At 69.7% G+C, this 20,947-nt stretch carries 22 protein-coding genes; 7 read left to right on the top strand and 15 right to left on the bottom strand.

All coding sequences use genetic code 11. The features are described from left to right. Positions 1-94: 94 nt before the first annotated feature. A complete protein-coding gene (locus V5F49_RS20875; protein ID WP_394115190.1) occupies positions 95-2,278 on the top strand; it encodes a putative bifunctional diguanylate cyclase/phosphodiesterase in 2,184 nt (727 codons plus the stop codon). A 224-nt stretch (positions 2,279-2,502) separates the two neighbouring features. Next, the gene (gene folD, locus V5F49_RS20880; protein ID WP_394115191.1) at positions 2,503-3,378 is read left to right on the top strand and encodes a bifunctional methylenetetrahydrofolate dehydrogenase/methenyltetrahydrofolate cyclohydrolase FolD; all 876 of its coding nucleotides are present in this window, start codon (positions 2,503-2,505) and stop codon (positions 3,376-3,378) included. Positions 3,379-3,866: 488 nt separating this feature from the next. Here folD and V5F49_RS20885 read toward each other — a convergent pair whose 3' ends face one another. The 7 genes from V5F49_RS20885 to purC form a co-directional block, all read right to left on the bottom strand. Next, a complete protein-coding gene (locus V5F49_RS20885) occupies positions 3,867-4,199 on the bottom strand; it encodes a hypothetical protein (protein WP_394115192.1) in 333 nt (110 codons plus the stop codon). A 16-nt stretch (positions 4,200-4,215) separates the two neighbouring features. Further along, complete coding sequence (gene grxD, locus V5F49_RS20890; protein WP_394115193.1) at positions 4,216-4,554, bottom strand: Grx4 family monothiol glutaredoxin; 339 nt, start codon at positions 4,552-4,554, stop codon at positions 4,216-4,218. A 110-nt stretch (positions 4,555-4,664) separates the two neighbouring features. After that, positions 4,665-4,904: a BolA family protein gene (locus V5F49_RS20895; protein WP_394115194.1), complete on the bottom strand. Its 240-nt coding sequence runs from the start codon at positions 4,902-4,904 to the stop codon at positions 4,665-4,667. Positions 4,905-5,002: 98 nt separating this feature from the next. Then, a complete protein-coding gene (gene purL / locus V5F49_RS20900; RefSeq protein ID WP_394115392.1) occupies positions 5,003-7,210 on the bottom strand; it encodes a phosphoribosylformylglycinamidine synthase subunit PurL in 2,208 nt (735 codons plus the stop codon). Between the two features lie 36 nt (positions 7,211-7,246). Next, the gene (gene purQ / locus V5F49_RS20905; RefSeq protein ID WP_394115195.1) at positions 7,247-7,945 is read right to left on the bottom strand and encodes a phosphoribosylformylglycinamidine synthase subunit PurQ; all 699 of its coding nucleotides are present in this window, start codon (positions 7,943-7,945) and stop codon (positions 7,247-7,249) included. A gap of 282 nt (positions 7,946-8,227) precedes the next feature. After that, positions 8,228-8,470, bottom strand: coding sequence for a phosphoribosylformylglycinamidine synthase subunit PurS (gene purS, locus V5F49_RS20910; RefSeq protein ID WP_394115196.1), 243 nt, complete (start codon positions 8,468-8,470; stop codon positions 8,228-8,230). Between the two features lie 164 nt (positions 8,471-8,634). Then, positions 8,635-9,429, bottom strand: coding sequence for a phosphoribosylaminoimidazolesuccinocarboxamide synthase (gene purC, locus V5F49_RS20915; RefSeq protein WP_394115197.1), 795 nt, complete (start codon positions 9,427-9,429; stop codon positions 8,635-8,637). A gap of 298 nt (positions 9,430-9,727) precedes the next feature. On the opposite strand from purC, the gene V5F49_RS20920 reads away from it, so the two are divergent. Beyond that, on the top strand, positions 9,728-10,051 hold the full coding sequence (locus V5F49_RS20920) for a DUF1476 domain-containing protein (protein WP_394115198.1): 324 nt from the start codon (positions 9,728-9,730) through the stop codon (positions 10,049-10,051). A gap of 212 nt (positions 10,052-10,263) precedes the next feature. Here the strand turns inward: V5F49_RS20920 and rpsD are convergent, their stop codons facing one another. Together rpsD and V5F49_RS20930 are read right to left on the bottom strand one after the other, a co-directional pair. Further along, positions 10,264-10,881 (bottom strand): 30S ribosomal protein S4, encoded by a 618-nt coding sequence (gene rpsD / locus V5F49_RS20925; protein ID WP_394115199.1) that lies wholly within the window; start codon positions 10,879-10,881, stop codon positions 10,264-10,266. A 228-nt stretch (positions 10,882-11,109) separates the two neighbouring features. Continuing rightward, positions 11,110-11,667, bottom strand: coding sequence for a manganese efflux pump MntP (locus V5F49_RS20930; RefSeq protein ID WP_394115200.1), 558 nt, complete (start codon positions 11,665-11,667; stop codon positions 11,110-11,112). A 361-nt stretch (positions 11,668-12,028) separates the two neighbouring features. On the opposite strand from V5F49_RS20930, the gene V5F49_RS20935 reads away from it, so the two are divergent. Further along, positions 12,029-12,739, top strand: a complete 711-nt coding sequence (locus V5F49_RS20935; protein WP_394115201.1) for a type 1 glutamine amidotransferase — start codon at positions 12,029-12,031, stop codon at positions 12,737-12,739. A gap of 201 nt (positions 12,740-12,940) precedes the next feature. Here the strand turns inward: V5F49_RS20935 and V5F49_RS20940 are convergent, their stop codons facing one another. Genes V5F49_RS20940 through V5F49_RS20960 form a run of 5 tightly spaced genes read right to left on the bottom strand, consistent with a single transcriptional unit; the run spans position 12,941 to position 16,943 of the window. Continuing rightward, positions 12,941-13,684: a (5-formylfuran-3-yl)methyl phosphate synthase gene (locus tag V5F49_RS20940; protein ID WP_394115202.1), complete on the bottom strand. Its 744-nt coding sequence runs from the start codon at positions 13,682-13,684 to the stop codon at positions 12,941-12,943. After that, on the bottom strand, positions 13,681-14,250 hold the full coding sequence (locus V5F49_RS20945; protein ID WP_394115203.1) for a DUF447 domain-containing protein: 570 nt from the start codon (positions 14,248-14,250) through the stop codon (positions 13,681-13,683). The genes V5F49_RS20940 and V5F49_RS20945 overlap by 4 nt, the downstream gene beginning before the upstream one ends. Next, entirely contained in the window at positions 14,247-15,665 is a 1,419-nt protein-coding gene (locus V5F49_RS20950; protein WP_394115204.1) for a DUF6513 domain-containing protein, read from the bottom strand. Before V5F49_RS20950 ends, V5F49_RS20945 begins: the two co-directional genes overlap by 4 nt. Before the next feature lies 1 nt (position 15,666). Next, entirely contained in the window at positions 15,667-16,257 is a 591-nt protein-coding gene (locus V5F49_RS20955; protein ID WP_394115205.1) for a flavoprotein, read from the bottom strand. Continuing rightward, entirely contained in the window at positions 16,254-16,943 is a 690-nt protein-coding gene (locus tag V5F49_RS20960) for an amino acid kinase family protein (protein ID WP_394115206.1), read from the bottom strand. The genes V5F49_RS20955 and V5F49_RS20960 overlap by 4 nt, the downstream gene beginning before the upstream one ends. A gap of 203 nt (positions 16,944-17,146) precedes the next feature. Here V5F49_RS20960 and V5F49_RS20965 point away from each other — a divergent pair, with 203 nt between their 5' ends. From V5F49_RS20965 to V5F49_RS20975, 3 genes are all read left to right on the top strand, one after another. Beyond that, positions 17,147-17,539 carry a c-type cytochrome gene (locus V5F49_RS20965; RefSeq protein ID WP_394115207.1) on the top strand — a complete coding sequence of 131 codons (393 nt, stop codon included), beginning with the start codon at positions 17,147-17,149 and terminating at the stop codon, positions 17,537-17,539. 285 nt (positions 17,540-17,824) lie between these two features. After that, positions 17,825-18,562 carry a 16S rRNA (uracil(1498)-N(3))-methyltransferase gene (locus V5F49_RS20970; RefSeq protein ID WP_394115208.1) on the top strand — a complete coding sequence of 246 codons (738 nt, stop codon included), beginning with the start codon at positions 17,825-17,827 and terminating at the stop codon, positions 18,560-18,562. Positions 18,563-18,806: 244 nt separating this feature from the next. Further along, positions 18,807-19,928 (top strand): carboxylate-amine ligase, encoded by a 1,122-nt coding sequence (locus V5F49_RS20975; protein WP_394115209.1) that lies wholly within the window; start codon positions 18,807-18,809, stop codon positions 19,926-19,928. A 61-nt stretch (positions 19,929-19,989) separates the two neighbouring features. On the opposite strand, the gene V5F49_RS20980 is transcribed toward V5F49_RS20975, so the two are convergent. Continuing rightward, entirely contained in the window at positions 19,990-20,838 is an 849-nt protein-coding gene (locus V5F49_RS20980; RefSeq protein ID WP_394115210.1) for a fumarylacetoacetate hydrolase family protein, read from the bottom strand. Positions 20,839-20,947: the final 109 nt, after the last annotated feature.

Genomic DNA, 20,947 nt, shown 5'->3' on the forward strand with positions numbered 1-20,947 from the left:
GCTCGGCGAGACGCCGCAGCCCAAGAAGGAGGGCCGTGCCATTCCTCCGCGGCGGGGCAGGTCAGCCCATCGCATTCTGGCCGCTGGCTTCATCGTGCTCGCGCTGCTGGTCGCGGGGCTGGTGGCGGTGTTTGTCTCGGCCGGCCTGAGGCAGGACGACAAGACCCGCATGCGCGAGCGCGCTGCGCTGCTGGCCTCTCTGCGCGCCCGCGAGGCGGTGATGGAGCAGGCGCTGGCCACCGCCGAGGATGACCGCACCACGCTCCAGCATCTGGTCCAGGGCGACGTCGCGGCGGTCCACCATCGCTTCGGACAGCGGCTGAACGACGGGTTCGGCTTCGAGTTCGTGTACATCACCGACGCCCGCGGCAAGGTGATCTATTCCTCCGAGCGCGGGCAGCTGGACGACCGGCGCGCCTTCGACTGGATCCGCCCGGCCATCGAGCGGGCGCTGGCCGACGGTCAGCATGCCGCCCGCGCCGGCATCGTCGCCACCCGCAATGCCGCCGGCCTGCTGGTGGCGCGCCCGTTCGAGGAGAAGACGGAGGATCTGTCGGTGGCCCAGCCGCTGGTGGCGGTGACGGTGGACGTGATCGACCCGGAATTCCTCAGGACCCTCGGCCGTCCCGCCAGCGTCGAGGACGTGGAGCTGATCCAGCAGCCGCATGCCGGGCCGCCGCTCAAGGGGGTGTTCGTCCCCAACCTTTACGACGGCTCGGAGGCGGAGCTGGTGTGGCGTGGCGCCGAGCCGGGCCGCAACCTGCTGAAGGGACTGATGCCGGCTGCCGCCGTGCTGGCCACGCTGCTGGCTGCGGTGCTGCTGATCCTGCTGGTGCGCACCAGCCGCATCGCCGCCGCGCTCGCCGACAGCGAGGCGCGCACCCGCGAGGCGGCCTCGCGCGATTACCTCACCAGCCTGCTCAACCGCGGCGCCTTCATCGAGGCGCTCGACGCCGCCGTCGCCCGGCCCGGGAGCGGAAACGTCGCGCTGCTGTTCGTCGACCTCGACGATTTCAAGCAGATCAACGATGCCTCCGGCCACGCCGCCGGGGACGACCTGCTGCGCGCGGTGGCGCGGCGCCTTGAGGCGGCCATGGGCAGCGAGGGCGTGGCGGCGCGCTTCGGCGGGGACGAGTTCGTCGCCTTCTTCCGCTTCACCGATGCCGATGACCTCGAGAGCGCGCTCGCCCGTCTGCGGGAGCAGCTGGCGCCGCCGGTGCTGCTGGAGCAGGGCGGCGAGGTGGTGGGGACCGTCTCCATCGGCGTCGCCCGCCTGCCGCAGGATGCCACGACGCCGCCGGAGCTGATGCGGCTCGCGGATGTGGCGCTCTACCGGGCCAAGTCGGAGGGGGCGGGGCTCTGCCGCCTGTTCGACCCCGCGTTCGAGCTGGAGCGGGCCGGCCGCCGGCGCATCGAGACGGAGCTGACAGGCGCGCTGGACCGGGGCGAGATCACGCTCGTGTACCAGCCGCAGGTGGATGTGGAGAGCGAGCGCGTCGTCGGCTTCGAGGCGCTGATGCGCTGGGACCATCCGGTGCGGGGACGCCTGCTGCCGGCCGAGTTCATCGCGGTGGCGGAAAGCTCGCGCCTCATCGGCCGGCTGGATGCGCACGTGCTGCGCATGGCCTGCGCCGACGGAATGTCGCTGCCGGGGGTCACGCTTTCGGTCAACATGTCCGCCCTCAACCTGCGCAACGGCGCCATCTGCGACATGGTGACGGAGGCGCTGGCGGAAACCGGGTTCGACCCGCGCCGGCTGGAGATCGAGATCACCGAGAGCGCCATCCTCGACACCGCCGAGGACGGCGAGGCGGCGCTTACCCGCCTGCGCGACATGGGCGTGCGGATCGCGCTCGACGACTTCGGCACCGGCCATGCCTCGCTGGTGCACGTGCGCCGCTTCCCGGTCACCAAGATCAAGATCGACAAGTCGTTCATCCTGAACCTGGGCGAGCACCGCGAGGCGGCGGCCATCGTGGAGTATGTGGTGCGTCTCGGGCGCTCGCTCGGCATCACCCTGACGGCCGAAGGCGTGGAGACACGCGAGCAGCTGCGGTTCCTGCGGGCGTTCGGCGCCCAGCAGGCGCAGGGCTATCTGTTCGCCCCGCCGCTGCCGCTCGCCGCCGCCGCCGCGCTGCTGGAGCGGCAGGCCGCCGAGACCGATGCGCTGCGCGGCGACACCGGTGCCGTCCGGAAGGCGCGGCGCGGGGAACGCCTGGCCTCGGCCGAGGGGCCCGATGGCGCCGCACCCGAGGCGACCCGGCAGTTGGCTGAATAATTTTCTTGTAGAGAAAAACATTATCTCTATAAGACTTTTCGTGGCGCCGCGTGGGATGCCGCGCGCCGGTCCCGCCTGCATCACCTGCCGGCGTGGCGCATGCCGAGGTTGCAGCATGATCAGGGCTTTCCCCAAGCCCCGGCCTTGCCTTTGCGCCGCGGCGTGGACACAAGACGGCGGACGGCGCGGCGCACGCGGCAGATGACAATTCCGGGGGTCCAGGCGTGATTGAAACCAAGCCCATCGATGGAAAGGCGTTCGCGGCCGGGCTCCGGGCCCGCATCGCGGAGGAGGTCGCGCACCTCGGCGCCACGGCCGGCCTGAAGCCGGGCCTTGCGGTGGTGCTCGTGGGCGAGGACCCGGCGAGCCAGGTCTATGTGCGCAATAAGGCGGCCCAGACGCTCGAGGCCGGCATGGCCTCGTTCGAGCACAAGCTGCCCGCCGACACCGGCGAGGCCGAGCTCCTGGCCCTCATCGGCCGGCTCAATGCCGATCCGGCGGTGAACGGCATCCTCGTGCAGCTGCCGTTGCCGGCGCAGATCGACGCCATGAAGGTGCTCTCCACCATCGACCCGGCCAAGGACGTGGACGGCTTCCACGTGGTCAACGCCGGCCGCCTCGCCGTGGGGCTGGATGCGCTGGTGCCCTGCACGCCGCTGGGCTGCGTGATGCTGCTGAAGCATCACCTCGGCAATCTCTCCGGCCTGAAGGCGGTGGTGGTCGGCCGGTCCAACATCGTCGGCAAGCCCGCGGCGCAACTGCTGTTGAAGGAAGACTGCACCGTCACCATCGCCCATTCGCGCACCCGCGACCTGCCGGGCGAGTGCCGCACGGCCGACATTCTGGTAGCGGCGGTGGGCCGGCCGGAGATGATCCGCGGCGACTGGATCAAGCCCGGCGCCACCGTCATCGACGTGGGCATCAACCGCATCCCCAAGGGCGACGGCAAGACCCGCCTCGTGGGCGACGTGGCCTTTGCCGAGGCGCAGGGCATCGCCGGCCTCATCACGCCTGTTCCGGGCGGCGTCGGGCCCATGACCATCGCCTGCCTGCTGCAGAACACCCTGACCGCCGCCAAGCGGCAGGCCGGGCTGGCCTGAGGCCGCTGCTCGGCGTCAGCGGATAGCGGGTGCCGGATGCGGGCTCGCGCGGTCTGCACGCAAAGGGCCGTCCCGCAGCGCTTCAGACTGACAGCGCGGCGGCTTCGTAACCGCATGGCGGGTGTGAAAGCGCGCCCAGCCGCGAGGGCTCGCCTACTGGCCGGTGCCTCAAGCCGGAATGCCGCGAGTCTCCGGCTGGCCCATGAGCAGGGCGCACGCCGGAGCGCCAGCGCGGCGGCTTCAGCGCCAGCGCGGCGGCTTGGCTCCCGCCCGGCACCCGGGCGGCGAATCGCCCAGCATCGGCGCTGTATGCCGGCACCCATGAAAGCAGACAGATCGGAGACGATGGTGGGAGCCGGTGCCGTCACGCGGGTGAGCGCACTGCGGACGGGAGCGAGACGCCGCCGCTGCCGGGGGGCCGGCCATCTCCTCACACCGCGCCGCGGCCCGACCCGGCGCTCTGTCTCAGGCGAGGTCGATGAGGAGGCTCAGGCGAGGTAGATGAGGCCCAGCAGCACGGCGATCGCGGGCAGCCAGATCATCGACAAGGCGAGATCCCATCTGCCGCGCCGCCACATCCATAGCCCGAGGGCCGGGGAGAGGACGCAGATGGCGAGGGTGGCCGACCATCCGGCGACGGCGGAGGCCTCGCCCCGCGCGCCTTCGGGCCCGCCGAACACGAAGCCGGAAATGGCGATGAGCAGGATGGCGAGCCCGGCATCCGCGAGGAGGCCGAGCCCGACCAGAAGCTTGAGCGCCAGCGGGGCAGGGGGCTTGGTCCCGAGAGGCTGGGCCCCGGGCGCGCCGGCGCTGTCTGTCACGGTGTGATCCGCGGCCTCAGGCGATGGAGCGGTCGCGCAGGGCGACGCCCTTCTCCTCCAGCAGCGGCACCAGCTCGCCGGACTGGAACATCTCGCGGACGATGTCGCAGCCACCCACGAACTCGCCCTTGATGTAGAGCTGCGGGATGGTGGGCCAGTTGGCGTATTCCTTGATGCCCTGGCGGACGGCGTCGCTCTCGAGCACGTTCACGCCCTTGAAGGGGACGCCCACGTGATCGAGGATCTGCACCACCTGGCCGGAGAAGCCGCACTGCGGGAACTGCGGCGATCCCTTCATGAACAGGACCACGTCCGAGGACTTGATGATGTTCTCGATGTCTTTACGAATGCCCATGTGACAAATCCAATCCCATCGACCGAAAAGGCGGTCATGCGAACGTAGAGGATCGGTCCTCGCCGCCCAAAGCGCAAGGGGTGCGCGGCGCACTGCCGCGTGAGCAGCCGTCAGGCGTCGGGCGGGGCGGAGGTCTGCAGCGCGAGGGCGTGCAGCACCCCGCCCATGTTCCCCTTGAGCGCGGCATAGACCATCTGGTGCTGCTGCACCCGGCTCTTGCCCTTGAACGCGGCGGAGACGATGCGGGCGGCATAGTGGTCGCCGTCGCCCGCCAGATCCTCGATCACCACCGTCGCGTCGGGCATGGCCTCCTTGATGAGCTGCTCGATCTCGCGGGCGTTCATGGGCATGGCGGTCATCCTCGGAAGGCGTGGGGTGCTCGATGACGGGTCGTGCCCGGCCCGGGCTACCCGGCGGGGATGCGGCGCGCGGGGCGCCGCATCGGGCGTCAGGAGGAGGCGCCCATGTAGATGGGCAGCCACGTCTCGTGCCGGTCGCGCAGCGCCTCGACGACTATCGGGCGGTCATCCGGCACGATCAAGCGGTCGCCGCCGGTCTTGCCGATCTTGACGGCGGGGACGCCGGCCATCTCGGCGCGGTGGATCAGTTCGGCCGCCTGGCCGGACGGGACGGTGACCACGTAGCGGGCCTGGTCCTCGCCGAACCACCACGCGTAAGGGTCCATGCCTTCGGGCGGGCTCTCCAACGAGGCGCCCACGCGGCCGGCCATGGCCATCTCCGCCAGGGCAACCAGGAGGCCGCCGTCGGAAATGTCGTGCACCGCGGTGGCGAAGCCGTCGCGGATGAGGCTGCGCACGAAATCGCCGTTGCGCTTCTCGGCGATGAGGTCCACCGGCGGGGGCGCGCCTTCCTCCCGCTCGCAGACGGTGGCGAGGAAGGCCGAGGCGCCGAGCCAGCCCTTGGTCTTGCCGATGAGCAGGATGGGCTCGCCCGCGCCCTTGAAGGCGAGGGTCATGGACTCGTCGAGATTGTCGATGAGGCCGACGCCGCCGATGGTGGGGGTGGGCAGGATGCCCTTGCCGTTGGTCTCGTTGTAGAGGCTGACGTTGCCCGACACGACCGGGAAGTCCAGCGCCTCGCAGGCCGCGCCGATGCCTTTCACGCAGGCGACGAACTGGCCCATGATCTCCGGCTTCTCGGGGTTGCCGAAATTCAGGTTGTCGGTCACCGCGATGGGGGTGGCGCCCACGGCGGTGAGATTGCGCCACGCCTCGGCCACGGCCTGCTTGCCGCCCTCGAACGGATCGGCCTCGCAATAGCGGGGCGTCACGTCGGTGGTCATGGCCAGCGCCTTGGGGCCGTCCTCCACGCGCACCACGGCGGCATCGCCGCCCGGCTTCTGCACGGTGTTGCCGAGGATGAGGTGGTCGTACTGCTCCCACACCCAGCGCTTGGAGCACAGGTCCGGGGAGGCGATCAGCCGCTCCAGCGCGTCCGACACGGAGGCGGCGGTACGCACGTCGGAGGGCAGGATCTCGGGGCGGGGGGCCGGCTCCTGGTAGGGGCGGCGGTATTCGGGAGCCTCGTCGCCCAGCTCCATGATGGGCAGGTCGGCTTCCACGAGGCCCTTGTGCTTCACCACGAAGCGCAGGGTGTCGGTGGTGCGGCCCACGACCGCGAAGTCGAGGCCCCACTTGCGGAAGATGGCCTCGGCCTCTTCCTCCTTGCCGTCGGCGATGACCATGAGCATGCGCTCCTGGCTCTCGGACAGCATCATCTCGTAGGCGGTCATGCCGGTTTCGCGGCAGGGCACGGCGTCGAGGTTCAGCTCCACGCCGAGGCCGCCCTTGGCGCCCATCTCGACCGCCGAGCAGGTGAGGCCGGCGGCGCCCATGTCCTGGATCGCCACCACGCAGCCCGCCTGCATGATCTCAAGGCAGGCCTCCAGCAGCAGCTTCTCGGCGAAGGGGTCGCCGACCTGCACGGTGGGGCGCTTCTCCTCGGCATCGGCGCCGAACTCCGCGGACGCCATGGTGGCGCCGTGGATGCCGTCACGCCCGGTCTTGGAGCCGAGATAGACGATGGCGCGCCCGACGCCGGCGGCGGCGGCGTAGAAGATCTCGTCCGCCTTGGCGAGGCCCACCGCCATGGCGTTGACCAGGATGTTGCCGTTGTAGCGCTTGTGGAAGCCCACCGAGCCGCCGACGGTCGGCACGCCGAAGGAATTGCCATAGCCGCCGATGCCGGCCACCACGCCAGCCAGCAGGCGGCGGGTCTTCATGTTGTGGCAGTCGCCGAAGCGCAGGGCATTAAGCGCCGCGATGGGGCGCGCGCCCATGGTGAACACGTCGCGCAGGATGCCGCCCACGCCGGTCGCCGCGCCCTGGTAGGGCTCGATGAACGAGGGGTGGTTGTGGCTCTCCATCTTGAAGACCACGGCCTGCCCGTCGCCGATGTCGACCACGCCGGCGTTCTCGCCCGGCCCCTGGATCACGCGCTTGCCGGTGGTGGGCAGGGTGCGCAGCCAGACCTTGGAGGACTTGTAGGAGCAGTGCTCGTTCCACATGGCGGAGACGATGCCGAGCTCCGTGATCGACGGCTCACGGCCGATCAGCTTCACGAAGTGATCGTATTCCTCCGGCTTCAGGCCGTGCTCGGCCACCAGCTCGGGCGTGATGCGGGGCGTGTTGGGAATGGAATTCACGGTCTTCGATCCGAATTGGGCGCGCTCTCACGCCGCCTTGAGGGCACCGGCGAGGCTCTCGAAGAGGCCGCGTCCGTCGGTGGGGCCGATCTCCGGCTCGATGTAGTTTTCCGGGTGGGGCATCATGCCGAGCACGTTGAACTTCTCGGAATAGATGCCGGCGATCCCGTTGATGGCGCCGTTCGGCCCATCGGTCTCGTCGATCTGGCCGTCGCGGCGGGCATAGCGGAAGGCGATGCGGCCGTCGTGCTCCAGCCGGGCGATGGTGGCCTCGTCGGCGGTGTAGTTGCCCTCGCCATGGGCGACGGGGATGCGGATCAGCTCGTTCTTGCGATAGGCGCGGGTGAAGGGCGTGTCGGCCCGCTCCACCCTCAGGCGCACCTCGCGGCAGACGAAGCGCAGGCGCGCGTTGCGCACCAGAACGCCGGGCAAAAGGCCCGCCTCGCACAGGATCTGGAAGCCGTTGCAGATGCCGAGCACCAGACCGCCCTTGGCGGCATGGGCGCGCACCGCATCCATGATGTTGGCGCGGGCCGCGATGGCGCCGCAGCGCAGGTAGTCGCCGTAGGAGAAGCCGCCGGGCAGCACCACGAGATCGGTGCCGGGAGGCAATTCGTGCTCCGCGTGCCAGACCACCTGGGGCTTGGCGCCCGCCACGAGGCGCAGCGCGCGCACGGCGTCCTGCTCACGGTTGGAGCCGGGGAAGAGGATGACGGCTGGTTTCATGATCTCTCAATGGGCGGCGGCGCGGCCGGGCCGGCGTTCGATGCGGTGGAGCCGCGCGTCGTGACGCGCGAAGGTCCTTTCGAGGTCGTCCGCATGCCGCGGAAGGCCGGCGGCAGCTGCCGCGCGCGGGCCGCGAAGGCGCGTTGCGAGGGTGCGGAGCGCCCGAACGGAGCCTCCGTGCGCACCTTCAGCGAGACGCTCGATCGTGACCACGGCCATCACGCCCTCAAGTCCGGGGTTCGGCCACCGGCGCCCGTCCTGGGCACGCCGGCGGGTACCACATCAGTCCGCGAACTCGACCTTGTAGGTCTCGATCACGGTATTGGCGAGGAGCTTGTCGCAGGCGTCCTTGAGCGCGCCTTCCGCGGAGGTGCGGTCGTTGCCGGCCAGCTCCACGTCGAACACCTTGCCCTGTCGCACGCTCTGCACGCCGGCAACGCCCAGCGAGCGCAGCGCGCCCTCGATGGCCTTGCCCTGCGGGTCCAGCACCGCCGACTTCAGGGTGACGATCACACGTGCCTTCATGACACCTACTGCTCTTTCGTTGTCCGCCGGGGCGGCATCCCTCGGCCGGTCCGCAACGCAAACGGGGGCCCCTCAGGCCCCCGTCCCGCGGAGTTTCCGGGCCAGCCAGCCCTCCGCCTAGCACTTTTCGCCAGCAAGGCTCAACGCCTCACTTGACGAGCGCCTCACTTGACGAGAACCGGCCCCTTGCCCTGGCTCGGGTCGTTCTCCATCAGGATGCCCAGCCGGCGCGCCACTTCGCTGTAGGCCTCAACGAGGCCGCCCATGTCGCGGCGGAAGCGGTCCTTGTCCATCTTGTCGTTGGACTTGATGTCCCAGAGCCGGCACGAATCGGGGCTGATCTCGTCAGCGACCACGATCCGCATCATGTCGTTCTCCCACAGGCGGCCGCACTCCATCTTGAAGTCCACAAGACGGATGCCGGCGCCGAGGAACAGGCCGGAGAGGAAATCGTTGACGCGGATCGCGAGCGCGATGATGTCGTCGATCTCCTGGGTGTTGGCCCAGCCGAACGCCGTGATGTGCTCTTCCGACACCATGGGGTCGTTGAGCGCGTCGTTCTTGTAATAGAACTCGATGATCGAGCGCGGCAGCTGCGTGCCCTCCTCGATCCCGAGGCGGGTCGAGATGGAGCCGGCGGCGACGTTGCGCACGACGATCTCGAGCGGGATGATCTCCACTTCGCGGATGAGCTGCTCGCGCATGTTCAGCCGGCGGATGAAGTGGGTCGGCACTCCGATGTCGTTCAACCGGGAGAAGATGTACTCCGAGATCCGGTTGTTGAGCACGCCCTTGCCGTCAATCACTTCGTGCTTTTTGGCGTTGAACGCGGTGGCGTCATCCTTGAAGTGCTGGATGAGGGTGCCGGGCTCGGGGCCTTCATAGAGGACCTTCGCCTTGCCTTCGTAGATTCGGCGGCGGCGGCTCATGGGAATATACCGTCGATTGAGGAAATCCATTGGTTTGCCAAGGCTCCGTTCGGGTGACGCTCCTCGGCGGGGCGTGGATGGCTGCTCGCGCACCCCATGCCATGCCCGTCTGGACACTAGCCGATCAGCCGCCGCAATACAACGCAAGTGCCCGTCCCCGCATCCGAACGGCCGGGGACGCGACACCGGGCAGCGCCTGACTGGCGTTGATCTGGGGTGACGCGAGGGATATTCAAGGCACGCGCGCGCCCGTAGGGTCTGCCCTGCCGGGCGTGCAGAGCGATCCCGACCGCACGCCGGTCACCAGTTCGTCAGGAAGAGGGGTGCCATGACCACGTTCGACAAGCGCGAGGAAGGGTTCGAGAAGCGCTTCGCGCTCGACGAGGAGACCCGCTTCAAGGCGGTCGCCCGCCGCAACAAGAAGCTCGGCCTCTGGGCGGCGGGGCTGATGGGCCTCACCGGCGCCGAAGCGCTCGAATATGCCACGGCCGTCGTGGTCGCCGATCTCGAGGAAGCCGGCGACGAGGACGTGTTCCGCAAGCTGCGCGGTGATTTCGACGCCAAGGGCATCGAGGTTTCCGACCACCAGATCCGCCGCAACATGGACGAGATGCTCGCCCAGGCCGCGGCCGAGGTGAAGGCGGGCTCCTGAGCCCAAGCGCGGTGCCCCCGGCCGGGCCCCCCGGCCGGATGGCCCCGTGTGCCTGAGCGGCTCGCCCCCGGGCCGCCCTGCGGTCCGCGCTCTTGCGGGCGTAGCCGCCTTGTCCGGCCCGCCCTCCGGCTCCACTGGCAGCCGGGCCACTGAAAGCAGAAAAGGCCGCCCTCGCGGGCGGCCTTTCCGATTCTCGGGTCCGTTTGACCGGATCAGCGCGAGTAGAACTCGACCACGAGGTTCGGTTCCATCTGGACCGGGTAGGGCACCTCGTTCAGCTCCGGGATGCGCGAGAAGCGCGCGGAGAGCTTGTGGGTGTCGAGCTCGATGTAGTCCGGAACGTCGCGCTCGGCGAGCTGCTGGGCCTCCAGCACGATGGCGAGCTGGCGGGACGCCTCCTTCACCTCGATCACGTCGCCGACCTTCACCAGGTAGGACGGGATGTTCACGCGCTGGCCGTTCACCTTCACGTGGCCGTGCGAGACGAACTGGCGGGCGGCGAAGATGGTGGGGACGAACTTGGCGCGGTAGACCACCGCGTCGAGGCGGCGCTCGAGCAGGCCGATCAGGTTGGCGCCGGTGTCACCCTTCAGGCGGGAGGCCTCCACATACACCTTGTGGAACTGCTTCTCGCCGATGGAGCCGTAGTAGCCCTTCAGCTTCTGCTTGGCGCGCAGCTGCACGCCGAAGTCGGACAGCTTGCCCTTGCGGCGCTGGCCGTGCTGGCCGGGACCGTACTCACGACGGTTCACCGGGCTCTTGGGGCGGCCCCAGATGTTCTCGCCCATACGGCGATCGATCTTGTGCTTGGCCGCAATGCGCTTGCTCATGTAACGCGGATCCCTTTTGGTTCTTCAATGGGTTCGGATCGCGCCCCTCCTCTGCGGACCAGCCGGGAGACGGATCTCCGGAGCCCTTCCGCCGACAGGTTTTTCCAGCGCGCTGCCGGAAAACACCACGGGTGCGTGAAACGCCAAACGGGCCGATGGCGGCCCGAAAGGTGGCGGGTTCTTAGTCGCGACGCGACCGAAAGTCAACGGCGGCGCGGATTTTCACCCTCAGGCGCTCAGGTGCTCGAAGAGAATGCCGGCGCCGATGGCGACCAGCGCCACGCCGGCGATCATCTCCGCCACCCGCCCGAAACGGGCGCCCACGAGGCGGCCGACCAGCATGCCCCCCGACGACATCATGAAGGTGGTGAGGCCGATGGCGGCCGCGGTGATCCAGATGTTCACGTCGAGAAAGGCGAGCGAGACGCCGACCGCCATGGCATCGATGCTCGTTCCCACCGCCGTCACCAGCAGGATGGACAGGGAGCGGCCCTTCGGCGCCTCGTCCTCCTGCGCCGAGAAGGCGGAGGCCAGCATGTGCAGGCCCACGCCTCCCAGCAGGGCGAACGCGATCCAGTGGTCCACGGCTTCGACATAGCTGCTGGCTGCAAGGCCCGCGGCCCAGCCGATGATCGGTGTCGCGGCCTCCACGAGGCCGAACACCACGCCGGTGCGCAGCGCCTCGGAAAAGCGCGGCCGGCCCATGGCTGCGCCTCGGCCGACGCTGACGGCAAAGGCATCCACGGACATGCTCATGGCGAGCACGAGAATCGTAGCGGGCGACATTCGTGTTTCCGGGCGGAAGGGGAGGCTCTGGGAACCCTGGCGCACTCCGCTCGTCCGCGCGCGAGCTTGTGCGTCACGGTCTCGCCGGGCCGAAACGTTCGGCTGGCCGTGCCATGCGCGTCCCGCGCAAGCCTGTTGGCACGACCCCGCCCCAAGGCGGTGGCTACTCCCCGATCGCCGTCTCAATACCGGTCGGCAGGGCCGGGCGTCAAATGCCCGGCCGCACCTTGGAGCGCGACTAAGGTGCAGATGGAGTTTGCCTATGAGGAAAAGCGGTTGCCTTGAGATGGAGTCGTGCTTCAGTAGTAAGGCACCGGCATGATGGCCCGGCAGCCCGGTCCCCCATCTTCGGAGAGAGCCCGTGAAAGTCCTCGTCTTCCAGCACGTCGCCGAAGAGCATCCCGGCACGTTCCGCGATTTCATGAAGGCCGACGGCGTCGCCTGGGACCCGGTGGAGCTGGACGCGGGGGAGGCGATACCCGACCTCGCCGGATATGACGCGCTCATGGTCTTCGGCGGCCCCATGGATGTGTGGCAGGAGGAGGAGCACCCCTGGCTTGTGGCCGAGAAGGCAGCCATCCACGAGTGGATTGCCTCCGGCCGGCCGTATCTCGGCGTGTGCCTCGGCCACCAGCTGCTGGCCGATGCGCTGGGCGGGAAGGTCGGCCTGATGCCGCGCCCGGAAGTCGGGGTGACGCAGGTGGAGCTGACCGAGGCGGGGCGCGCCTCGCCCCTGTTCGAGGCGCTGCCGCCGGCCTTCCCGACCCTGCAGTGGCACGGCGCGGCGGTGCTGGTGCTGCCGCCGGGCGGAACCATCCTTGCGCGCAACGATCATTGCGCCATCCAGTCGCTGCAGGTGGGGTCGCGCGCGTTCGGCATCCAATACCATGTGGAGCTGACCGACAGCACCGTGCCCGAGTGGGGCGCCATTCCCGAGTACCGCTGCGCGCTGGAGGCCATCACCGGCCCCGGCGGGCAGGACCTGCTGGAAGAGGCGACGCGCACGCACATGCCCGCGTTCCGCACCGCCGCCGCGCAGCTCTACCGCAATTTCCGCGCGACCTGGGGGTGACCGGACTGGCCGGGGCCTGCAGGTGGCGAAGGTGCGCGGCCGGAAGGCGTGCGCCGGACGTCCCACCGCCTTCGACACGGTGAGGCTGGATTGCCGGCGACCGTTCAGTGGCGTCCGTCGGTCGATGGCATCCGCGGGCCAAGGTCCGCCCGGCGACTTCAGGCCGGCGGGTTTGCGGCCTGTACCGATCCGCCGGAACTGTCAGGCTGCGGCCCGGCTCCTGAGGGCATCGCGAACCAGCGCGAGGCGTGCGGGGTCGAGCGCCCCGGTGCGTCCCTCGGCGCAGAGCGCGCCGCGGAAGCCGAGATAGTCTGGCCCCAGCGCGGCGAGCGGTGCGATGTCCTCCAGCGCCAGCGAGCCGGCGAGGCCGGTGAGGAGTCCCAGCCTCTGCGCCGTGGTGACGAATCTGCCCAGCTCCTCCCGGCCGAGATGGCGCCTGAGCCCGCCGGCCGCCTTGTCGGCAGTGTCGAGCATCACGCCGTGAAAGCCCGCCCGCGCGAACAGCGGCACCACCGCAAGGTCGGGCGCCTGATCGGCGAACAGCACGGCGATAAGCCGCGTCTCGCGCGCCAACGGAGCGAGGGCCGCGAGCACGGGCGCCAGCGCAGCGCCGGCATTGGCGCGGGGCAAGGGTAATCCGATCTTCACCAGCGGCACGCCGGCTTCGGCGGTGCGTCGGGCGGCCGGCGCAATCGCATCGGCGGACAAGGCATGATCGCCCACGGTCGCGCTGAGGCCGGTGCTGCCTCCAGCCACACGCCAGAGGGCGACGGCGGCAACGAGGGCGGCCTCATCCCAGGCGCCCAGGGCGCCCCTGGCCGGGTTCTTCAGGTCGACGATGTCGACGCCGGCGGCCAGCGCCAGCTCCATCTCGGCAAGGCTCGCCACCGAGGCGAGCAGGCCGGGGCGGGCGGCTGCGGCGTTCACGGCGGGGCGGGCGCTCACGAAGCGGCCCGCGCGCGATGGTCGGCAATGGTCTCGCACAGCCAGTCCCACGCCTCCCGCTCGGCCGGGCCGGCGGTCTTCTCGATGGCGACGGAGAGGTAGTTCATCTCCCGGTCCACCCGCTCGGGATCGAGCATGTGCAGGCGGGAGACCAGAATCGCCCCCTCCAGCACCGCCGCCACCGCCCGGTTGAGGCCGAGGAAGGGGGCGTGCTGCTCGCGGTGGACGGTGCGGCAGAAGAAGCGGGGACGGGTGGCGTCCTCCTCCATGCGCACGATCTCCACCTCGTCATGGGCGAGGCAGTCGGCGAGCCGCACCGCGCCCTCAAGCCGCGTCGCCGGCACGGTGGGCCAGGAGCGGTGGCGGCCGGTGATGCAGCCGGCGAAGACGCGGGCGTCGTCGGTGAAGTTCACCACCGCCACCCGTCGCGCCGCCAGATTGTCCAGCGTGCGCGAGGGCCGGAACGGCTGGAGCAGATAGCCGCCCTCCACCACGGTCGCGCCCATGGGGGCGACGTGCGCCTCGCCCGTGGGCGAAGCCGTGGTGACGATGGTTTCCCGGATCACGCGCTGTCGCCTTTCTTCTTCGCGGAAAGGGTCGAGCCCGCCTCCTTGAATGTCAACCGATGGGCCTCGTCGGCGCTGCCGCCGGTCTCCCCGGCGACGCCCCAGCGCAGGGGCTCGTCCTGCGCATAGCGCTTGCCCAGCCGGTAGGCGATCTCCGCCCGCGCGGTCTCCACACCGAGATAGAAGGCGTGGGCGCCGTCGTCCTCTACCTTCAGGTGGGGGAAGAGATCGAACGGGTCCTGCACCACGTGGTGGCCGTCGCGATTGTAGGCGTGGATGCCACGCTCGGTGACTTCGATGCGGAAATTGCGGTCCGCCACCGTGCCGGCGAGGCGCTCCACCTCCTCCGGCGTGGTGGTGAAGGGCCGCCGGTCGCGCAGCGCCATCAGTCCGCCGCCGAACCCCTGCGGCAGGGCGCCTGCGGCGCGGGCGGCGAAGAACTCGCGCCGCGCCCGGTCGAACTCGCGCACCGCGGTGCGGCAATGGGGGCTCACCTGCACCGCCAGCACCGCATTCAGCTTGAGCTCGGAGATGATGCCCATCAGCAAGGCATTCATGCCGGTGGTGTCGGCGTCGGTCAGCTCGGTGACATTGCCGATGCCCATCAGGATGGGGATATCCGGCTTCAGCCGCCGCAGCTCGGCATAGCGCAGCAGGGAGGCGGTGAAGCCGAGGTGGATGGGGTCGAGAATCGGGTCGGCGAGAAACGGCCGCCCCATGGCCTCGCAGGCCTCGATGGCGCGCAGCAGGGAAGCAAGGTCGCCCGCCTGCGCCGGCACCAACACCGGCACGGCCGGGCCCTCGGCGGCGATGGCGAGGTTGGTCTCGTTGAGGCTGAGCAGATAGTCCGCGCCGGCGCGGGTGGCGCGGGAGAGCTCGTCCGGGTCGAAGCTGTCCACGCTCACCCTGAAGCCCTCGGCCTTGAGCGCGGCGATGGCCTCTTCAAGGTGGGGAAAGGGCTGGTCCGGCAGGGCGCCGAGGTCGATCACGTCCGCCCCCTCGGCCCTGAGCGCCCGCGCCCGCTCCAGAAGGGCGGGGACGGTCAGCCGGGTGGCGTCGACGATCTCGGCGAACAGCGTCACGTCATGTTGGTCGAGGGCAACCACGCGGCCCTTGCCGCGGCCGAAATAGTCCGGCAGGTCCGCCGCCTCCTCCGGCCCGCGGGCGAACGGCAGGCCGAAATGGCGGGCGAGGCGGTCGAGGTCGCCGCGGAAGCGGCCGGGCATCAGCACGCGGTCGATGCGCTCCGGCAGCTTCAGGCGCCGCTCGACGATCTCCGCCGTCATCAGAGCCGCGACCTTCACCCCCACGTTCACCACCACCGGCTCCAGCGCCGCATCGGCGATCTCGCCGGCGATGCGGCGGATGCGCGGCTCGGCCAAGGACCCGGTGACGAGGGCGACGCGCTCGGCCATCTCAGGCGGCCGGAACGGGCGGCAGCGCCGCAAGCTCGGCCCGCCGGGCGGCGATGGCGGCGCGCAGCTCGTCCAGCGTCTCGGCCACCACGGTGTCGTCGAACTGCTTGAGCAGGCGCGTGTTCTCAAGGTCGATCCGGCGCGGATAGACCGGCACCGGCCCCTCCGGCGCCATGGTGATCATCTCCGGCTGGGTGTCGCAGGCGAACACGATGCACGGCACCCGGCACTTGCCGGCCTGGGCGAAGCAGTTGGTGACCAGCGTGTCGGAGATGCCGTAGACCGCCTTGGCCACCGTGTTAGAGGAGGCCGGGGAGACCACCAGCGTGTGGTACTCGCCATGGTAGAACCGGCCGATGGAGGCGGAGGAGGCGGAATTGTCGCGGAACACCTGCGTCTGCGGGGGCAGGGGTTCCTTGTCCTGCCGGTACATGCGCAGCACCTCTCCGGCCGCGTCCGAGATGAACAGGTCCACGTCGCCCAGATCGCGGATGATCTCGATGCTCTCGGTGAAATAGTGGCCCGAGCCGGTGAGGGCCCACGCCCAGCGGCGGGCCTTGCGCGGCGCGTTGCGCGAGTCTTCGGCGCTCATGATGCTCGCTCGTCTCCTCCGGATTGCGGCGCCCTGCCGCCGCGCGCCGCACCTTGCTCGTCGCATGGCTGCAGATCGGTTCGCAAGGCCGCGGCGATGGCGTCGTCGTCGTCCGCGCGCACCACGACAATATCGCCTTCAAACCCCCGTGCCATGGTCGCAAAGGCCGCATCCACGATGCCGGCGGCAGTGAGGCGCTCCAGCGTCGCCGTCCGCCCCGAAGCCGGCGCGGGCAGGGCGAGGCCGGGCGCCTTCACCAGCACCAGCCGGTGCGCGCCGAGGCGCCGCGCCAGCCAGGCGGCGAGGCTGTCCGATGTCACGTCCCAGCTTTCGGCAATGTCGGGCGCGCCGAGCGTCATGGCGGCCGGGAACCACAGCGCCGTGCCCGCTGCGGCCGCGGACAGGATCTCGTGCGGCGTGCGCGCGGGCAGCAGGGCGGGGGCGATGTCGTGCATGGCATGGGCCATCTGCTCCATGGCGAGGAGCGCCATGCGGTGCGCCGCGCCGTCACCCAGCCCCCACTGGGGCTGGACCGCGCGCACCGCGTCAGCCAGCGCCCCGCCGCCGGGCACCACCACCCGGCCCCGGCCGGCGGCGATGCGGGCGAGCAGCGGGCGCGGGGCGTCCTGCCGGGTGAGGCTTCCGCCGAGCTTGATGACGATGCTCGGGGCCACGGAGGTGGTCATCAACAGGTCTCTCCCGCGCCCGCCGAGCAGGCCCCTGCGGCATGTGGAACCGTGGTCCCAAGGTCGCATCGGGGCCAGACTGGAGTCATGCTAAGGAAACCGGGCGCCCTCTCCAATGGAGGGATTTTGTGCGTTGCAACAAGGATTTGCGCGCCGGCCGGATGGTGATCCGCAGGCAGCGCCTGTCGAGAGAGGAATGCTTCATGCGTCTCATTCTGGCTTCCCTCGCCCTCATCGCCGCCACCGGCAGCGCGTTCGCCGACCCGGACGTGGCGAAGGGCGAGACCGCGTTCAAGAAGTGCATGGCCTGCCACGCCATCGGCCCCGATGCGAAGGTGAAGGTGGGCCCGCCGCTGAACGGCATCGTCGGCGCCAAGTGGGCGCATTTCGAGGGCTTCTCCTACTCGCAGGACATCAAGGACGGCGCCGCCGCCGGCAAGGTGTGGGACGAGGCGACGCTGGATAATTACATCACCAACCCGAAGGTGCTGGCGCCCAAGGGCAAGATGGCCTTCGCCGGCATCAAGAACGAGGACGAGCGCAAGGATCTCATCGCCTTCCTCGCCCAGTTCAACGCCGACGGCTCCAAGAAGTGACGCGCGCCAGGGGCGCGCAGGGCGATTTTGCGCGCTCCGGCTGCGTGCATCCCACATTTGGGGGATGAAGCGCAGCTGTAGCTGCGCGATGAATGAAGGGCCGGTCAGGGCAAGCCCTTCCCAGGGCGCATGTTCGGGGGACGACAGGCGGGGTCGCAGGACTTCCGCCTGTCTTGGGGGGTGGCCCCCGACCATGTCCGTGGGACGTGGGCGTTGCCCTGATCGGGGGCGCGGTCTTGCCAGCGGCGGCGTGCCGTGGTGTCCCTCCTGCGCGGAGGAGACCCGATGCCCGATCACGATTTCCGATCCCAGCGCCTGTACGTGGACGCCGACCTCGGTCCCGGCGCCAGCGTCCTGCTCGCGCCGGAGCAGGCGCATTACGTTGCGAACGTGATTCGCCTCGCGGTGGGCGAGGGGCTGCTGCTGTTCAACGGCCGCGACGGCGAGTGGCGCGCGGTTCGGGTGGCCGGCGGCAAGCGCGACGTGCGGTTCGAGGTGGAGGACCGCACCCGGCCGCAGCCGGCGGCCGCCACGCTGGAATATGCCTTCGCGCCGCTGAAGCATGCGCGACTCGACTACATGATCCAGAAGGCCGTGGAGATGGGGGCGGGCATCCTCACCCCGGTCATCACCCGCTACACGCAGGTCCACCGCATCAATCTCGACCGGATGCTCGCCAACGCCGTCGAGGCGGCGGAGCAGTGCGGCATCCTCAGCCTGCCGCGCGTCAGCGAGCCGGTGCCGCTCGCCCAGTGGCTGCACGCTTTGCCCGAAGGGCGGTTGCTGGCGTTCTGCGACGAGGCCTCCGCCGACGAGGACCCCATCGCCGCCCTCAGGGCCGCCCCGGCCGGACCGGTCAGCGTGCTGATCGGCCCCGAGGGCGGGTTCAGCCCGGACGAGCGCGCCCTGATCGCCCCGCGCGGGCTCACGCTCAGCCTCGGCCCGCGCATCCTGCGCGCGGACACCGCGGCCGTCGCCGCCCTGGCGCTGGTGGGCGCCGCCCGTCGGGAGCAAGGCGCCTGAAACGCGCAACAACGCGTTTGGTTCCACCCGGACACGCGAATAATTCTCATATTTTTCCAAGAATAGTTCGCATGTATTCAAATCGAATCTCCCGCATTGCGGCATAGCGGGAAAATATAAAGCCCGCTCAATGCCCTGCAGTGGCGCCCCATTTTGGTCGGAATTGGCACCAGTCTCTCCGGAACCCCGCTTCGGGCCCCGCGTTGAGGGCTCGCGCAAGGGGCTCATTGCGCGGGAGGCCTCCGTGACCAACAGCTACAGCTTCGGTATCGAAGAAGAATTCTTTGTGGTGGATGCGCAGACGAACGCCGTCCAGCGCCGCATGCCGGCCGGGTTCTTTGACGAGCTGAAAGAGGAAATGGGCGAGAGCGTCTCGGTGGAGATGCTGCAGTCCCAGCTCGAGATCGCCACCGATCCCGCCACCGCCGTCGGCAGTTCCTACGACCAGCTGCGCGGGCTGCGCCACACCGCCGCCGAGGTGGCGGCGCGCCACGGCCTCGCGCTGATGGCATCCGGCACCCATCCCACCGCCACCTGGGGCGACGTGCGCGCCACCAAGGCGAACCGCTACGACGGGGTGATGAACGACCTGAAGATGCTGGGCGAGCGCAACATGGTCTGCGGCCTGCACATCCATGTGGAGCTGCCGGACCCGGACGAGCGCGTGGACGTGATGCGCCGCATGGTACCCTACATTCCCCATTTCATCGCGCTGGCGACTTCCTCGCCGTTCTGGGGCGCGCGCCAGACCGGGCTGATGGGCTACCGCCTCGCGGCCTATGACGAGCTGCCGCGGACCGGCCTGCCGGAGATGTTCGAGAGCAGCGCCGCCTACGAGCGCTATGTGGACGCGCTGGTGTCCGCCCGGGCCATCAGCGATTCGAGCTATGTGTGGTGGGCCATCCGCCCCTCGCGCCGTCTGCCGACCCTCGAGCTGCGCGCGCCCGACAGCTGCACCCGCATCGGCGATACGGTGGCGATCGCCGCGCTCTACCGCTCGCTGGCCCGCTTCCTGGTGCGCAACCCGCACCACAATCGCGATGTGGACGCGGTGGACCGCGCCATCGCCGACGAGAACAAGTGGCGCGCCCAGCGCTACGGCGTCCACGGCTCGTTCGTGGATCTCGCCCAGCGGCGCGCGCTGTCGGTGCGCGATTCGGTGGAGGGGCTGGTGAACCTGGTCGCCGGAGATGCGGAGGCCCTCGGCTGCCTCGATGCGCTCATGCAGGTGCGCACCATCGCCGAGACCGGCACCAGCGCCGATGCGCAGCTCGCGGTGTTCCAGGAGGCGCAGCACCGCACCGGCAGGCGCAACGAGGCGCTGGATGCGGTGACGAGCTGGCTCGCCTCCACCACGCTGCAGTGAGGACGACGGCGCGGCCGGCCAAGGAGGCTGCCGCGCCGCCTGCATCCCGTCCTGCATCCCGTCAGAGGGCGAACGGCACCACGGTCTGCTGCTGCACGCCGAGGCCGTCGATGCCCACCTTCATCACGTCGCCGGCCTTCAGGAAGCGCGGCGGCTTGAAGCCGAGGCCCACGCCGGGCGGGGTGCCGGTGGTGATGACGTCGCCGGGCTCCAGCACCACGAACTGGCTGATGTAGTGCACCAGGAACGGGATGCGGAAGATCATGGTCTTGGTGGAGCCGTTCTGCACGCGCTCCCCGTTCACCTCCAGCCACATGGCGAGGTTCGAGGTGTCCTTGATCTCGTCGGTGGTCACGAGCCAGGGGCCGAGCGGGCCGAAGGTCTCGCAGCCCTTGCCCTTCATCCACTGGCCGGAGCGCTCGATCTGGAAGTGGCGCTCGGACACGTCGTTGCAGATGCAGTAGCCGGCCACGTGGTCGAGCGCGTCCTTCTCCTCGACATAGCGGGCGCGCTTGCCGATGACGAAGGCGATCTCCACTTCCCAGTCGAGCTTCAGCGAGCCCTTGGGAATCATCACGTCGTCATCGGGGCCGGAGACGCAGTTGGGCGCCTTGTTGAACAGCACCGGCTCCTCGGGGATGGGGTTGTTCGTCTCCGCCGCATGGTCGGCGAAGTTGAGTCCCACCGCGACGAAATTGCCGGGCCGCGCCACGCAGGAGCCGAGCCGCGCGCCTTCCGGGGCCAGCGGCAGGCTGGAGGCGTCCACGGCGGCGATCCGCGCCAGGCTCTCGGGCGAGAGGGTTTCCCCGGCGAGGTCGGGAATCAGCGCGGAGAGGTCACGCACCTTGCCGGTTGAATCGATTAGACCCGGCTTTTCCCGGCCCTTTTCCCCGAAGCGGACCAGCTTCATCGGTGCAACTCCCTTATGGTATCATTGAATTCCGGCGCGGCCAGAACGGCCACCCGCCGGCCGCGCACGCTGGCGCGCCTTTCAGCCAAGGTCAATGGCCCGTCCGGGA

Source organism: Xanthobacter lutulentifluminis (genome assembly GCF_043194675.2).
GTDB lineage: Bacteria > Pseudomonadota > Alphaproteobacteria > Rhizobiales > Xanthobacteraceae > Xanthobacter.

Coding starts and splice junctions, on each gene's coding strand:
- V5F49_RS20970 (WP_394115208.1), top strand. CDS start 17,825: ATGCCCGATCACGATTTCCGATCCCAGCGCCTGTACGTGGACGCCGAC.
- V5F49_RS20895 (WP_394115194.1), bottom strand. CDS start 4,904: ATGCCCATGAACGCCCGCGAGATCGAGCAGCTCATCAAGGAGGCCATG.
- V5F49_RS20965 (WP_394115207.1), top strand. CDS start 17,147: ATGCGTCTCATTCTGGCTTCCCTCGCCCTCATCGCCGCCACCGGCAGC.
- V5F49_RS20955 (WP_394115205.1), bottom strand. CDS start 16,257: ATGAGCGCCGAAGACTCGCGCAACGCGCCGCGCAAGGCCCGCCGCTGG.
- V5F49_RS20920 (WP_394115198.1), top strand. CDS start 9,728: ATGACCACGTTCGACAAGCGCGAGGAAGGGTTCGAGAAGCGCTTCGCG.
- V5F49_RS20930 (WP_394115200.1), bottom strand. CDS start 11,667: ATGTCGCCCGCTACGATTCTCGTGCTCGCCATGAGCATGTCCGTGGAT.
- V5F49_RS20960 (WP_394115206.1), bottom strand. CDS start 16,943: ATGACCACCTCCGTGGCCCCGAGCATCGTCATCAAGCTCGGCGGAAGC.
- rpsD (WP_394115199.1), bottom strand. CDS start 10,881: ATGAGCAAGCGCATTGCGGCCAAGCACAAGATCGATCGCCGTATGGGC.
- grxD (WP_394115193.1), bottom strand. CDS start 4,554: ATGGGCATTCGTAAAGACATCGAGAACATCATCAAGTCCTCGGACGTG.
- V5F49_RS20980 (WP_394115210.1), bottom strand. CDS start 20,838: ATGAAGCTGGTCCGCTTCGGGGAAAAGGGCCGGGAAAAGCCGGGTCTA.
- purS (WP_394115196.1), bottom strand. CDS start 8,470: ATGAAGGCACGTGTGATCGTCACCCTGAAGTCGGCGGTGCTGGACCCG.
- purQ (WP_394115195.1), bottom strand. CDS start 7,945: ATGAAACCAGCCGTCATCCTCTTCCCCGGCTCCAACCGTGAGCAGGAC.
- purC (WP_394115197.1), bottom strand. CDS start 9,429: ATGGATTTCCTCAATCGACGGTATATTCCCATGAGCCGCCGCCGCCGA.
- V5F49_RS20950 (WP_394115204.1), bottom strand. CDS start 15,665: ATGGCCGAGCGCGTCGCCCTCGTCACCGGGTCCTTGGCCGAGCCGCGC.